This is a genomic window from Halomonas sp. AOP27-A1-41, assembly GCF_052378605.1.
GTDB classification, from domain to species: domain Bacteria; phylum Pseudomonadota; class Gammaproteobacteria; order Pseudomonadales; family Halomonadaceae; genus Vreelandella; species Vreelandella citrativorans.
The window spans coordinates 35733-50225 of the sequence record NZ_JBQSXT010000001.1 but is presented as its reverse complement, the minus strand read 5'-3'; the positions used below and the strand labels follow the sequence as shown (position 1 = coordinate 50225).

Here is a 14493-nt window from a genome sequence, read left to right as displayed (position 1 = left end):
CGCTTACCACGCGCTACAAATTCATCTAACGCTTTGATTATTTAAATGTAGCGCGTGGTAACGCGCCGTGAGGGACGAACGGCAAGGCACCCGCGGGAGGCGGCGGTACGGCGCCCGTTGGGCACCTCATTCGCCCTGGCACCGCTGCGCGGTGCTCTCGCGCCGGGCCGCCGCTGCGGGTGCGCTGCGCTTACCACGCGCTACAAATTAGCTAACGTTTTGATTATTTGGATGTAGCGCGTGGTAACGCGTCGTGAGGAACGAACGGCAAGGCACCCGCGGGAGGCGGCGGTACGGCGCCCGTTGGGCACCTCATTCGCCCTGGCACCGCTGCGCGGTGCTCCCGCGGGAGGCGGCGGTACGACGCCCATGGGTACCTCCTGCATCTTGGCACCGCTGCGCGGTGCTCTCGCGGGTGCGCTGCGCTTACCACGCGCTACAAATTCACCTAACGCTTTGATTATTTGGGTGTAACGCGCTGTTGCTTTGGCACTTACTTCACTACTAACGTTTAAACCTTGGCATCCACCGGTTGCGAGCGTGACCATGCCATAAGGACTAATCCTAGTGCGATCATGGGCACCGTCAGCAACATTCCCATGGTGACCCATCCGAATGCAAGGTAGCCAATATGCGCGTCGGGCATGCGGACAAATTCAACCAGGAAGCGGAATGCGCCGTAACCGATTAAAAACAGCCCTGAAATGAACCCTCGCGCGCGGGGTTTGGCAGATACCCACCACAAAATCACAAACAGCACCAACCCCTCAAGTAGGCCTTCGTAAAGCGCTGAGGGATGGCGTGGCTCTGGCCCCATCCCGGGGAACGGCATCCCCCACGGCAACGATGTTACTCGCCCAGGAAGCTCATGGTTAATAAAGTTACCTACTCGACCAGCGCCCAAGCCAATGGGAACCAGCGGGGCAATAAAATCCGTCAGGGTAAAAAAGGCAAGCTGCTTGCGGCGTGCAAACCACCAGGCTGCCAGCAGCACACCGAGCAATCCGCCATGAAAGCTCATGCCGCCGTCCCACACACGGAAGATCCATAGCGGGTCAGCCGACCACTGTCCTAAGCCGTAAAAAAGTGCATACCCCAGCCGTCCACCAGCGACCACACCTATCGCACAGTAGAATATCAGGTCACCAATATCGTCTTTAGTAAGCCCTATCCGAGAAGCTCGCCGACAGCCCAACCACCACGCGGCGATAAACCCCACGACATACATAAGGCCGTACCAATGCACTTGAAGCGGCCCAAGGGAGAACACCACAGGGTCAATTGCTGGGTAATTCATCATTGAAATACTCTAATTACGGAGGAAGAGGAAGAAAGTCACTATGGCCATTACTACATCGGTTAAGCCAAAACGAAGCGTAGACCGACCACAGCCAACAGCAGCGCAAAGCACAACCTTAATACATGCGCAGGTAACACATGGGCCAGGCGAACGCCAACACGCGCAAACGGTACGCTGGTGACGACAATGCCGAAAAAAGCAGGCCACATCACAAACCCGGTAGCCCAGTTAGGCAACAGCGGATGCCCCCACCCCATTACCATAAAGGTAATGGCGCCCACTAATGCGATAGGCAGCCCGCATGCAGCAGAGGTACCTACGGCTTGTGTCATGGTAGCCCCACACCGAGACAACCATGGTACCGTCATTGCGCCGCCGCCGATGCCAAATAAAGCGGATATGGCGCCTACTATACCGCCGGCCACGACCATCGCAAATTTGCCTGGGGCAAGAGAGCCAGGCTTGGGCGATAGACCAAAAACCATCTTGGTTGCTAACAGCAGAACAAAGACGCCAAAGAGCGTGCCCAATACGCCACCCGAGAGACTCCCCGCAATAAACACGCCGCCAATGGCGCCCACCATCAAACCCGGGAGTAGCGCTAAAAACCAGGGGCGATAAACACTTCCTTGACGAAAATGCCCCAACGCAGAGGAGGCCCCGGTGATGACAATAGTGGCCAACGACGTGCCTACGGCAAGATGCATGGTGATCTCTGGCGGTATGTTTTGCAGGCCAAATGCAAAAACCAATACCGGAACAATAATAAGCCCACCACCGACACCAAAAAGCCCCGCCATCGTACCTGCCGCCGCGCCCAAGGCTAAGTAACCCAACAAGATAGTCATCACACTCATTGGCCAGGCGCCTTGTGTGGGCTATCGGGCAGCCATTTGGAAATCATGCCCAGTAATTTTTCAGGTTGATATGGCTTGGTGAGCAAGTCATTCATGCCTGCTTTTTTGCACTCGGCAATGCCTGCGTTGTCCGCATTGGCCGTTAGCGCAATCAGGATACTAGGGCGCTTTCCGCTTGCCTGTTCATACGCCCGCCAGCGCCGGGTGGTTTCCAAGCCATCAAGAGTAGGCATAAAAATATCCATAAAGACTAAATCAAACGAGGTAGATTGTTGGCGCTCAAGCGCTTGCTCGCCACTGCTTACGCCCTCGACCTCTAACTCGTGAACTTCCAGCATTTGCCGCGCCAGCATCAGGTTAACCGGACCATCATCAACCACAAGAACGCGTAAAACGTGGTTTGGTACGGTATTAGCAGGTGTCACGTCGCTCTCATTAACACGTTGATAAACCAGATTGGTCAGCAACGTGCGCACATCAGCCAAGTGCTCGCGGATATCCACGACCTGACGACGACACTGCGAACACTCGTCACTTTCCAGGATGCGTCCTAACTGCTCATCCAGGTCATCAGTTTCACGCTGAAGCAGTGTTAAATAACCTGATTTTAAACGTGACTCTTCTCGCGCCCGGTCACGCCCGGCAACAAGCTGCTTTAGCTGCTGCTGTTGATGATGAATATCATCCAATAGTGCCTGATCTTCTTTTACTTGCTCGGTGGGGTGGTGTGATCGCTGAGCACTTTCAATATAGCGCCCAAGCCCTGAAAACATTGCATTGATTTGGGCCAGGCGTCTCAGCGGTCGAACAGGTGCCCTGTTGAGTTCAGGTACGGTGTGCTTTTTGTCAGGTAACATTTGCAAGACACTAAACCGCAGCGACTCACTATGCCGTGCAAGCTCGTCCAGCTCCTGCATAAAATAGGCTTCTTTCTGTTTTGTACGTACTTTAACCAGCATCAGAAAGGCGGATACATTCATGGAACTGCCCAATAGCAGTGCAAACGCCACCCACAAGGTGGTACTCCATGACGCCTGTATAGGCGACATCCACCAAACGGCGAGCCCAACCAGCATGCACAGCACGACTAGTGCGGCCTGAATAAGTAACATTGGCCAGAGAGTAGGCCAAACGATGACGTTCCAGAAATGCTCTTCGCGATTGCGTTGCATGCGTTCGCGCCTTCCTGATTGGCTAGAGACAATTCACCCCGATGAGATGATGAGTGTTACGTTACTCGCACAAGTGTACGACTATGCCCTTAAGCTGTCATGCTGAGTGTGTCGATAATGACCAATGCTGAGGACTCACTATGTGCTTGATGGCATTCGCTTGGCAACCTGGCACAGCACTGCCCTTACGCTTGGCAGGTAATCGTGATGAATTTCATGTCCGGCCAACGGCGCCTTTAGGCTATTGGGATGACGCCCCCGCCCTTTTAGGCGGGCGTGACCTTGAAGCAGGCGGCTCATGGCTTGCTGCCACACGAGGCGGTAGAGTCGCGGCGCTTACCAATGTACGCGACCTTGCGATGATGACACCTCCCGATGCGCCCAGCCGGGGCGAACTTGTCGCCAATGCGCTCCAGTGCAGCGATATTGGGCAGTGGCTAACCGACCTTGCTCACCATAAAGCTCACCGCTACGCAGGGTTTAATTTGTTAGTCGCCACCACCGACCGGCTTTGGTATCTCCATCATAGCCAGCACGGCATTACGCTCAGCGATGTGCCGCCCGGCGTGCATGGCCTTTCCAATGCGGAATTGAACACTCCCTGGCCAAAAGTGCAAAGCGTGCGAGAAGCACTAGCGCAAAGCTCGCCGGATAACTGGCGCTCCCCGTTGGGCCAAGCGCTGCATAACACTCAACAAGCGCCGGACGCCCAGCTACCCAAGACAGGGGTTGAGCTTGCGCTAGAGCGAAGGCTTTCTGCCGCGTTTATTCTGGGCGAGACTTACGGCACGCGCGCCACGAGCTGGTTAACGCTCGATCACCAAGGCCATATAGACATCACCGAGCAACGCTTCGGGCCCATGGGTCGTTTCAAAGGCGAAACGACCCTGGCCATATCGTGAGGCAGCAGCGTTAATCACGTGGAGGCAACAGGTGCGAAAGCTGCCACTCGTCCATGCGCTTATTGAGATGCTCGTGTACCTGGAAAGGCGTATCTAGGCCCATGATCTCAGCCAGCAGTGCATTGGCATCATGAAGTGTCACGCGCCGAATGGCCGCACGCACTTTGGGTAAACTGGGGGCGTTCATTGAAAGCGCGTTAAATCCCATGGCCATTAATAACAGCGCCCCCGCGGGGTCACCGGCCAGCTCGCCGCATAACGAAATGGGTTTATTAAGCCGCTTGGCATCCTGGGAAAGTTCCTGCAGGGCGCCTAACAGTGCCGGGTGCATTGCATCATAAAGACTGGAAACCCGTGCATTGTTGCGGTCAACCGCCAGCAAATACTGGGTGAGATCATTACTGCCCACAGAGAAAAAGTCGATCCGCTTTGCCAGCGCATCCATTTGATAAATAGTTGCTGGTACCTCAATCATCACGCCCACTTTGGGACGCTTTATGATGATGTCCTCTTCCCCCAGTTCGATAATCGCGCGATCCAATAGTCGCAGCGCCTCATCCACTTCCTCGACATTGGTAATCATCGGGAAAAGCACAGAGAGGTTGTTTAACCCATGAGAAGCCTTCAGCATGGCACGCAGCTGCACCATGAGCACTTCTGGATGATCCAGCGTTACCCGCATCCCGCGCCAGCCTAGAAAAGGGTTGGCCTCATCAATGGGGAAGTAAGGCAGGTCTTTATCGCCCCCAATATCCAGCGTACGCATCACCACGGGCAAGGGCGCAAACCCTTCCAACTGCTCGCGATACATGCGCATCTGCTCTTGTTCGCCGGGGAAGCGCTCCGTAATCATAAACGGCACTTCCGTACGATAAAGCCCAACACCTGCAATACGGCTTTTGAGCAGTGTGGTGGCATCTACCGCCAGCCCCGTATTGACCATCAGCGGCATTTCATGGCCATCCGGGGTGGTACTGGGCAGGTCCTGCTCATGCTCCAGAAGCTCGCTTAACGCTTGTTCATCCGCAATTAAGCTTTCATAACGCGACGTCAGCTCAGCCGATGGACGAACAAACAGCCGCCCACGGTGACCATCCAACACAACCGGTGCGCCACTTAAGCGTGGCAAGGGTAAATCCATCATGCCCAGCACCGTGGGGATCCCCATAGCACGGGCGACAATGGCAACGTGCGATGTACCTGAACCTCGCACAGAAACCAACCCCTTGAGCTTCTCTCGCGGCACTTCGCCCAACATGGCGACACTAATTTCATCGCCCACTAAAATGGCGTTATCGGGGTAGGTTTCAGGCGTTGAAGGCGCCCCCTCTTGCAAATGAGCCAATACCCGGCGGCCTAAATCACGAATATCCGCAGCGCGCTCGCGGAGATAATCGTCATCTACCCGCTCCAGATATTGAACGTGGCGTCGCACTACATCGGCAAGCGCACCCGGCGCCCACTGCCCTTCACGAATACGCTTTTCAACCTCTTCAGAAAGGGCTGCTTCACCCAACATCTGCTGGTAAACATCAAAAAGCGCCAGCTCCTGGGAGGAGATTCGGTTGACTAGACGCTCGGCTGCTGCACGAATTTCATCGCGAGTTTTACCGATCGCCTCTTTTAAACGCGCAATTTCATACGCTTCATTATTGGGGATTAGGTCTGGCACACTATTAAGGTCAGCCGGTGGCGTAATAACGACCACCTCGCCCATGGCAACACCGGGTGACGCTGCGACCCCTTTAAACATGGTCTGCCCGCCCGGCAAGGCAGGCCGCGCAAGGTTACCCGTTGCCAGCGCATGAGCCAGCACGCCTGCCAACTGAGCGGCCATGGTGACCAGGAAGGCTTCATCTTGATCATCATAGCGGCGTTTTTCAGCCTGCTGAACAACCAGCACACCCAGCATATGGCGCTGGTGAATAATCGGCACGCCTAGAAAACTGGAATAGCGTTCTTCACCGGTCGATTCAAAATAGCGAAAATGAGGGTGAAGCCGTGCATCTTCCAGGTTCAATGGCTCGCTGCGCTTGGCCACTTGGCCCACCAGCCCCTCCCCTAACGGCAGCACAACGCGTCCTACCGCTTGAGTACGCAGACCAATCGTTTCCATTAAAACGAGCGACTCAAGCTCTTTATCATAAAGGTAGAATGAGCACACATCGGTCTGCATGGCCTTGCGGATACGACGCACCATCGTCGACAGCGCGGCGTCCAGGTTGCGTGCACCGTTTACTTCCTGAATAACACGACGCAATACCTCAAGCATGGACGTTTTACTTTTCACATTGTTTGCCTCGCTGAGGATCTTTTCGACAGACTTTCACCGCTCATCCAGAGCCGTGGAGCACGTTATTTTTCATCATCTTGTGCCAGGCGCTGAACGCGGGGAGAAAGCTCTCTTAGCGCGCGCCGATACACCTCTCGTTTGAACGGTACCACTTGCCCGAGTGGGTACCAATAGCTCACCCACCGCCAACCATCGAATTCAGGTTTGGGCGTTGCCGTCATACAAATTCGATTTTCCTGACAGCGAATTCTCAGCAAATACCATTTCTGTTTTTGGCCAATACACACTGGCCGTGAATGGGTACGAATCATGCGTCGTGGTAGACGGTAGCGCAGCCATCCCCGGGTACAGGCGATAATATCAACATCATCGGCGGTTAGGCCGATTTCCTCAAAAAGCTCACGAAAAAGAGCCTGTTGCGGTGTTTCGCTTGCGTTAATGCCTCCCTGGGGAAACTGCCACGCATTCTGTCCTACACGACGCGCCCAAAGCAGCTGCCCCTGGCTGTTAGCAATGATAATGCCAACATTGGGGCGAAAGCCGTCAGCGTCGATCACGGACATCACCTTATTAAATTTTCAGTTATCCCCATTTTTCCACAAGGGTGACAAGCGTATCAATACAATATAACGCCAAGTCGTGAACACGTGCGCGGCTCGGGTGGGAAAGAACCAAGGACTCTGCGATAATCCGCCCCTTTGTTTTGCCGTTCATACCTATAACTTTCAAACGATAATCGACCATAAGGGGAGCGCCGTGAGCCTGGCTATTTTCGATCTGGATAATACGCTGATATCCATCGACAGCGATCATGCATGGGGTGAGTTTTTGCTCGAGCAAGGCGCCGTAGACCCCGTCGCCTATCGCGAAGCCAACGAGCGTTTTATGGCCGATTACAAGGCAGGCACGCTGGATATGGCGGCGTTTCTGGAAGTGGCGCTTAAGCCGTTAGCGGATAACACGCCCGAACAGTTAGCGGCTTGGCATCAGCAATTTATGGCCAGCAAGATAGAACCGCATATTCTTTCCAAGGCCGAAGAGTTATTGGCGCGACACCGCACCCGGGGCGACACGCTGCTTATTGTGACCGCGACCAACCATTTTATTACCGCTCCCATTGCTGAGCGCTTGGGCGTTGATTATTTGATCGCGGTTAATCCGGAAATGGAGAATGGTCGCTATACCGGGCGCGTCTCCGGCACCCCCAGTTATCGGGAAGGCAAAATTACCCGTTTGCATGAATGGTTAGAAGACAAGGACTTTACGCTGGACGGCGCCTGGTTCTACAGCGACTCACATAATGACCTGCCACTGCTTGAAGAGGTTGATCACCCGGTAGCCGTTGACCCGGACGACACCCTCCGCCAGATAGCCGAACAGCGCCAATGGCGAATCATGAGCCTTCGTGATTAGCGCTTTAAGAGAATCACCGTCAGGTGGCTGCGCACGCCGCCCCGGCTGCGCCACCGCATTAACCCCGGCACCGCTGCGCGCTGCTCCCGCGGGTGCGCTGCGCTTACCACGCGCTACAAGAATCCCCTCAGATGGCTGCACTCATCGTAGCGCGTGGTAACGCGCCGTGAGGAACGAACGGCAAGGCACCCGCGAATGGCGGCGGCACGACGCCTAGAGGCACAGAATCAACCCCGGCAACGCTGCGCGCTGCTCCCGCGGGTGCGCTGCGCTTACCACGCGCTACAAGAATCTCCTCAGATGGCTACACACATCGTAGCGCGCGGTAACGCGCCGTGAGGAACGAATGGCAAGGCACCCGCGAATGGCGGCGGTACGACGCCCCGGCTGTGCCACCGCATTTCAACCCCGGCACCGCTGCGCGCTGCTCCCGCGCCGGGCCGCCGCTGCGGGTGCGCTGCGCTTACCACGCACTACAAGAATCCCCTCAGATGGCTGCACTCATCGTAGCGCGTGGTAACGCGCCGTGAGGAACGAACGGCAAGGTACCCGCGAATGGCGGCGGTACGACGCCCGGATGCGCCACCGCATTAACCCCGGCACCGCTGCGCGCTGCTCCCGCGGGTGCGCTGCGCTTACCACGCGCTACAAGAATCCCCTCAGATGACTACACACATCGTAGCGCGTGGTAACGCGCCGTGTGGAACGAACGGCAAGGCACCCGCGAATGGCGGCGGTACGACGCCCCGGCTGTGCCACCGCATTTCAACCCCAGCACCGCTACGCGCTGCTCCCGCGGGTGCGCTGCGCTTACCACGCGCTACAAGAATCCCCTCAGATGACTACACACATCGTAGCGCGTGGTAACGCGCCGTGAGGAACGAACGGCAAGGCACCCGCGAATGGCGGCGGTACGACGCCCCGGCTGTGCCACCGCATTTCAACCCCGGCACCGCTGCGCGCTGCTTTTGCGCCGGGCCGCCGCTGCGGGTGCGCTTCGCTTACCACGCACTACGAGCCCCCCAAATGGCCGCGCACATCGTAGCGCGTGGTAACGCGCCGTGAGGAACGAGCGGCAAGGCACCCGCGAATGGCGGCGGTACGTCGCCCCGGCTAAATAACAGCAATAAAAAACCCCGCAAGCAGTGCTTACGAGGTTTGCATTAGCTAGCAGTGCCAGCCGAGCGTTTAGCCGAGCAGGTGCTCAACGGCTGCGCGCTCTTCACGCAGTTCTTTCTCGGTTGCTTTCATCTTCTCTTGGCTGAATTCGTCAAGCTCAAAGCCTTGAACGATTTCATACTTGCCGCCCTGGCAACGCACCGGGTAGGAGTAGATGATACCTTCGGCGATGCCGTAGCTGCCGTCAGACGGAATCGCCATGCTGACGATACCTTTGGAGCCCAGCGCCCAGTCGTGCATGTGGTCGATGGCTGAAGAGGCAGCGGAGGCGGCAGAAGACGCGCCACGTGCCTTGATGATCGCCGCGCCGCGCTGCTGTACCGTCGGAATAAAGTCGTTTTCGTACCAGTCACGTTCAACCAGATCAAACGCCGCTTTACCGTCAACCTTGCACTGAGCGATATCGGGGTACTGGGTCGCGCTGTGGTTGCCCCAGATGATCATGTTTTCAACGTCGGTCACGTGCTTACCGGTTTTCTGGGCCAGCTGCGTCAGGGCGCGGTTATGGTCCAGACGCGTCATGGCAGTGAACTGACCTTTGTCCAGGTCCGGCGCGTTGCACGAAGCAATCAGCGCGTTGGTGTTGGCCGGATTACCCACCACCAGCACTTTAACGTCACGGCTAGCGTGATCGTTCAGCGCTTTACCTTGTACAGAGAAGATCGCGGCGTTGGCTTCCAGCAGATCTTTACGCTCCATACCCGGGCCACGCGGGCGCGCACCGACTAACAAAGCGAAGTCGGCATCTTTAAATGCAACGTTGGCATCGTCAGTGGCAACAATATCTTGTACCAGCGGGAAGGCGCAGTCGTTGACTTCCATTACTACGCCGTTCAGCGCGTCCATTGCTTGCGGAATTTCGAGCAGCTGAAGAATGACAGGCTGATCCGGCCCCAGCATATCGCCAGCGGCGATGCGGAAAATAAGAGAGTAACTGATCTGGCCGGCACCGCCGGTAATCGCAATACGTACTGGATCTTTCATCATTGCTCCTTGGTTGGTTCGCCTTCAAATGGGTCGACAGAACTCAAGATGCCAAGATGTTATGCGCAGTCATGCAAAAACTCAATCATCCATACGGTGACTTTGCCTTCATCGGGCCTGCCAATCACTCGCTGCAAGCCGTTGGTTGCGCTATTGTATCGCTGCACCTTTTTTCTTGTTCGTGTGTCGTTGCACACAGTTGCCAGGGATAGATCCCCCTTTATGCGCAAACTTCCCTCTTCTTATATGCTGGCCAGTTTACTGGTATTGGGTCTGGTCATTTGGTTAGTGCTGGGCGATTTCCAGCGCTTTCAATCCGCGCCTCCCGAGGCACAAAGTAGCTCCGTAAGCGGTCCGCGCGTTGAAGTGATGACACTCGACAGCGTGCCCTACATCCCTCAGCAAATGGTTCAAGGCCAGCTAACCGCCGAGCGTGAGGTCGCCCTGCGCGCCAACGTCGGTGGGTTTGTCGTTGAAAAACCTATTGCCCAAGGGAGCCCTGTTGAGGCCGGGGATACGCTGCTTGTGCTGGATAACGACGCCCTGCCGGAACGCCTGCAGCAAGCCCGCGATGAACTTTCGCTCGCCCAAGCTGAATACTCCGGCGCCCAGAATTTACGTGACCGTCAGCTTATTTCCCAGCCCGAACTGCTACGTTTACAAGCGTCTTTAAGCGCGAGTGCAGCGCAAGTCGCTCAGCTTGAAAAACAACTTGCCGACTCACGCCCTCAAGCCCCATTTAGCGGCACGCTGGACCGTATTGAGGTTGAATTGGGTGATCTCGTTCAACCCGGCGAAGAGTGGGGGCGACTGGTAGATGATCGCCGTTTAACCGGCACCGCTTGGGTGTCTCAGCAACAAGTGGGTGGCCTGGCCGTTGGCCTGCCCGTTACGGCTCGCTTGCTCAATGGCGCTCATCTTGAGGGCGAGCTGAGCTTTATTAGCCGCCGGGCCAATGAAGCGACGCGTACGTTCTATGTCGAAGCGACGTTGGATAACCCTTTGCAGTTGCCCATGTCCGGCGGTAGCGCGGAGCTTACGATTACCCTGCCGCCCCGCTCTGTACACAGCCTCTCGCCTGCTCTACTGTCTCTTGGCCATGAAAATCAGCTGACTATCAAGCATATCAATGCCGATAACGAAGTGATTGAGACGCCGGTGGAACTGGTTAGCGCGACGATTGAAAGTGCCTATGTCAGTGGGCTGCCCGATCAGGTGCGCTTAATCACGCTAGGCGCTGGCCTTGTGAATGCAGGCGAGGTTGTCGAGCCTGTTTCTGTTGACGCTGCATCCGAGGCCCGCTAATGCGCCAGTTGATTGATGCCGCGCTTCACCATACGCGCACCACGCTGTTTCTGCTGGTTAGCCTGCTGCTGGCAGGCGTGGTTGCCTGGCAGGTCATTCCCAAGGAAGCCAACCCCGACGTTACGATTCCGCTGATTTACGTTTCGCTAACGCTGGAGGGCGTGAGCCCGGAGGATGGCGAGCGTCTGCTGATTCGTCCTATGGAGCAGGAACTGCGCGGCATTGCAGGACTGCGCAAGTTCACGGCCCAATCCAACGAAGGCCACGCCTCTATTTCATTGGAGTTTGACCCAGGCTTTGACCCTGACACGGCGCTTTCCGACGTTCGTGACCGCGTTGATATCGCCCGCAGCGACTTACCTTCCGAAGCGGATGAACCACGGGTCATGGAAGTCAATGTGTCGGAATTTCCGGTACTAAGTATTGGCCTTTCCGGGCAGTTGGATACCCGGGAACGAATTACCGTGGCGCGCCGCCTAAAGGAGGAGATTGAAGGCATTGCTGATGTGCTGGAAGTGGATATTGGCGGTGAGCAGGAGGACTTGCTGGAGATCGTGGTCGACCCACTGGTGCTGGAGAGTTACGGCATCGATTTCAATGAGCTGTTTAACATCGTCTCCAATAATAACCGGCTGGTAGCGGCAGGCAGCCTGGATACCGGCGCAGGGCGTATGGCGCTGAAGGTGCCCGGCGTTATCGAGTCGCTTGAAGATGTTATGAACATGCCGGTGAAGGTGGATGAGGATCGCGTTGTTACCTTTGGCGACGTCGCCTGGATTCACCCCACCTTTAAAGACCCCGCAGGCTTTGCGCGTATTGATGACCAGCCCGCCGTAGTACTGGAAATATCCAAACGCGCTGGTGCCAATATTATTGCCACCATTGCTGCGGTGCGCGAAACACTCGACCAGGCAAGTGATTTGTTGCCTGAGCAGTTAAATATCACCACCATTCTCGACCAATCGGTCACGGTTGAGGATATGCTCTCAGAGCTTCTCAATAACGTACTGACCGCCGTAGTACTGGTGCTCATCGTGGTGGTCGCCGTGATGGGTTTGCGCATGGCGCTTCTGGTGGGCCTGACAATTCCTGGCGCCTTTTTAACCGGTATTCTGCTGGTCTGGGCATTTGGGTTCACGCTCAACATTGTGGTGCTCTTCGCCTTGATTCTGGTCGCGGGCATGCTGGTAGATGGGGCGATTGTGGTGAGCGAGCTGGCAGATCGTCATCTGCGCGAGGGGCAATCGCCCCATCAGGCATGGCTGAATGCCGCCTCACGCATGAGCTGGCCGGTGATCGCCTCTACCGCCACGACACTCGCGGTGTTTATCCCCCTGCTGTTTTGGCCCGGTATGGTCGGTCAGTTTATGAAGTATCTGCCGGCAACCGTTATTCTCTGTTTACTGGCGTCGCTGGCCATGGCGCTGATTTTCTTACCCACGCTTGGGCGACTGTTTACCCGCACGGCCACCGAGCCAGCGCAGGGCGGAACTCGCCCCGACCAAAGTACTCGGCTGGGGCGCGCCTACCGGCGCTTACTTTCCCGCCTACTGGCTCGCCCTGGCTGGGTACTTATCATTGCCGTGCTGCTGCTGGCATTAATTTACACAGCCTACGGGCGCCTCAATCACGGGGTCGACTTCTTCCCCAACGTTGAGCCGGACAGCGCCCAGGTGTTGGTACGCGCCCGTGGCGACTTCTCTGCCCTGGAGGCGGATGCCATTGTTCAGCGCGTGGAGGCACGACTCTCAGGAATGAGCGAAGTACAGGCGCTCTATGCGCGCTCGTTTGCCGTTCCCAACGAGCAACTGGGGAACGATGTTATCGGCGTACTCCAGTTTCAGTTTATTGATTGGTATGAACGCCGCCCTTCCCGAGAAATTTTGGCCGACATGGCCGAACGCGCCAGCGACATTCCCGGTATTCGCCTGGAGTTTCAGGAGCAGGAGATGGGGCCAGGAGGCGGAAAGCCTATCGTTCTGGAAGTCAGCGCCATGAATCCAGCCGTTGCCGATGCAGGGGTGGACCAGTTACAAGCCATCATGCATGAGCTAGGGGGCTTCGTTGCCATTCAGGATAACCGTAGCCTGCCAGGCGTGGAGTGGCGGATCAACGTTGATCGCGAAGCGGCCGCGCGCATGGGTACTGATATCACGACCATTGGCAGTGCGGTGCAACTGCTTACCAACGGCTTGCAGGTGGCCAGCTACCGGCCGCCTGACGTTAGTGATGAGGTCGATATTCGAATTCGGTTACCGGAAGGTTGGCGCTCACTCGACCAACTCGGCCGCATGACGATAAACACACCGCGCGGGCAGGTGCCTATTTCTCACTTCGTGGAAATTACTCCGGCACCTAAAGTAGGCACGCTTAATCGTATTAATGGGCGCCGAGCCATTACCGTCGAAGCTGATTTGGCGCCGGGGTATCTGGCAGATGAACGTTTAAGGGCACTGCTTCAGGCAGCGCAAGACAAGCTGCCCGATGATTTGATGGTGAATGTGGCCGGTGAGCAGGAGGACCAACTGGAGGCGATGCAGTTCTTGATCAGTGCGTTCTTTGTCGCTATTGGGCTAATGTCGCTGATCCTGGTGACTCAATTCAACAGCTTCTACCAAGCGATTCTAGTGCTTTCGGCCATCGTCTTCTCGACAGCCGGAATATTGATAGGACTGCTGATCACGGGTCAGGCCTTTGGCATTGTGATGGTCGGTATGGGGGTCATTGCGCTGGCCGGTATCGTGGTAAATAACAATATCGTATTAATCGATACCTATAATGAGCTACGTCTTGAAGGGATGGCACCGGCCGAGGCCGCATTGGAAGCAGGCTGTTTGCGGCTTCGTCCTGTGCTGTTAACGGCAATCACCACGGTACTGGGTTTGATGCCGATGGTACTGGGCATGAACGTCAACCTGTTCGCACCGTCACTTGGGTTCAACGCGCCTTCAGCGCAGTGGTGGACACAGATGTCGAGCGCCATTGCCGGCGGGCTTACCTTCGCGACCGCCCTCACCCTTCTGCTGACGCCCTGTATGCTGGTGCTGGGTGGCAAACTACACCGCCACAAGCCGTAGCCAGCCAGACG

At 56.4% G+C, this 14493-nt stretch carries 11 protein-coding genes; 5 read left to right on the top strand and 6 right to left on the bottom strand.

Features of this window, described 5'->3' with window-relative positions:
- Positions 1 to 240: 240 nt before the first annotated feature.
- On the top strand, positions 241 to 474 hold the full coding sequence (locus ACT3TC_RS00190; RefSeq protein ID WP_444638649.1) for a hypothetical protein: 234 nt from the start codon (positions 241 to 243) through the stop codon (positions 472 to 474).
- Between the two features lie 37 nt (positions 475 to 511).
- Here the strand turns inward: ACT3TC_RS00190 and lgt are convergent, their stop codons facing one another.
- From lgt to ACT3TC_RS00175, 3 genes are read right to left on the bottom strand one after another with little or no spacing between them, the layout of a single operon-like run.
- Positions 512 to 1300 (bottom strand): prolipoprotein diacylglyceryl transferase, encoded by a 789-nt coding sequence (lgt, locus tag ACT3TC_RS00185; RefSeq protein WP_441680225.1) that lies wholly within the window; start codon positions 1298 to 1300, stop codon positions 512 to 514.
- Between the two features lie 59 nt (positions 1301 to 1359).
- Positions 1360 to 2157 carry a sulfite exporter TauE/SafE family protein gene (locus tag ACT3TC_RS00180; RefSeq protein ID WP_444638648.1) on the bottom strand — a complete coding sequence of 266 codons (798 nt, stop codon included), beginning with the start codon at positions 2155 to 2157 and terminating at the stop codon, positions 1360 to 1362.
- Positions 2154 to 3329, bottom strand: coding sequence for a response regulator (locus ACT3TC_RS00175; protein WP_444638647.1), 1176 nt, complete (start codon positions 3327 to 3329; stop codon positions 2154 to 2156). Before ACT3TC_RS00175 ends, ACT3TC_RS00180 begins: the two co-directional genes overlap by 4 nt.
- Before the next feature lie 140 nt (positions 3330 to 3469).
- Here ACT3TC_RS00175 and ACT3TC_RS00170 point away from each other — a divergent pair, with 140 nt between their 5' ends.
- Positions 3470 to 4231 (top strand): NRDE family protein, encoded by a 762-nt coding sequence (locus ACT3TC_RS00170; protein WP_444638646.1) that lies wholly within the window; start codon positions 3470 to 3472, stop codon positions 4229 to 4231.
- Positions 4232 to 4241: 10 nt separating this feature from the next.
- On the opposite strand, the gene ptsP is transcribed toward ACT3TC_RS00170, so the two are convergent.
- Together ptsP and ACT3TC_RS00160 are read right to left on the bottom strand one after the other, a co-directional pair.
- Positions 4242 to 6503 (bottom strand): phosphoenolpyruvate--protein phosphotransferase, encoded by a 2262-nt coding sequence (gene ptsP / locus ACT3TC_RS00165; protein ID WP_444638946.1) that lies wholly within the window; start codon positions 6501 to 6503, stop codon positions 4242 to 4244.
- Positions 6504 to 6586: 83 nt separating this feature from the next.
- Entirely contained in the window at positions 6587 to 7081 is a 495-nt protein-coding gene (locus tag ACT3TC_RS00160) for an RNA pyrophosphohydrolase (protein WP_172116181.1), read from the bottom strand.
- Positions 7082 to 7280: 199 nt separating this feature from the next.
- Here ACT3TC_RS00160 and ACT3TC_RS00155 point away from each other — a divergent pair, with 199 nt between their 5' ends.
- Positions 7281 to 7937 (top strand): HAD family hydrolase, encoded by a 657-nt coding sequence (locus ACT3TC_RS00155; RefSeq protein ID WP_444638645.1) that lies wholly within the window; start codon positions 7281 to 7283, stop codon positions 7935 to 7937.
- A 1188-nt stretch (positions 7938 to 9125) separates the two neighbouring features.
- Here ACT3TC_RS00155 and ACT3TC_RS00150 read toward each other — a convergent pair.
- Positions 9126 to 10100, bottom strand: a complete 975-nt coding sequence (locus ACT3TC_RS00150; RefSeq protein ID WP_216657922.1) for a malate dehydrogenase — start codon at positions 10098 to 10100, stop codon at positions 9126 to 9128.
- 222 nt (positions 10101 to 10322) lie between these two features.
- Here ACT3TC_RS00150 and ACT3TC_RS00145 point away from each other — a divergent pair, with 222 nt between their 5' ends.
- Together ACT3TC_RS00145 and ACT3TC_RS00140 are read left to right on the top strand one after the other, a co-directional pair.
- A complete protein-coding gene (locus ACT3TC_RS00145) occupies positions 10323 to 11405 on the top strand; it encodes an efflux RND transporter periplasmic adaptor subunit (protein WP_444638644.1) in 1083 nt (360 codons plus the stop codon).
- Complete coding sequence (locus ACT3TC_RS00140; protein ID WP_444638643.1) at positions 11405 to 14482, top strand: efflux RND transporter permease subunit; 3078 nt, start codon at positions 11405 to 11407, stop codon at positions 14480 to 14482. Before ACT3TC_RS00145 ends, ACT3TC_RS00140 begins: the two co-directional genes overlap by 1 nt.
- Positions 14483 to 14493: the final 11 nt, after the last annotated feature.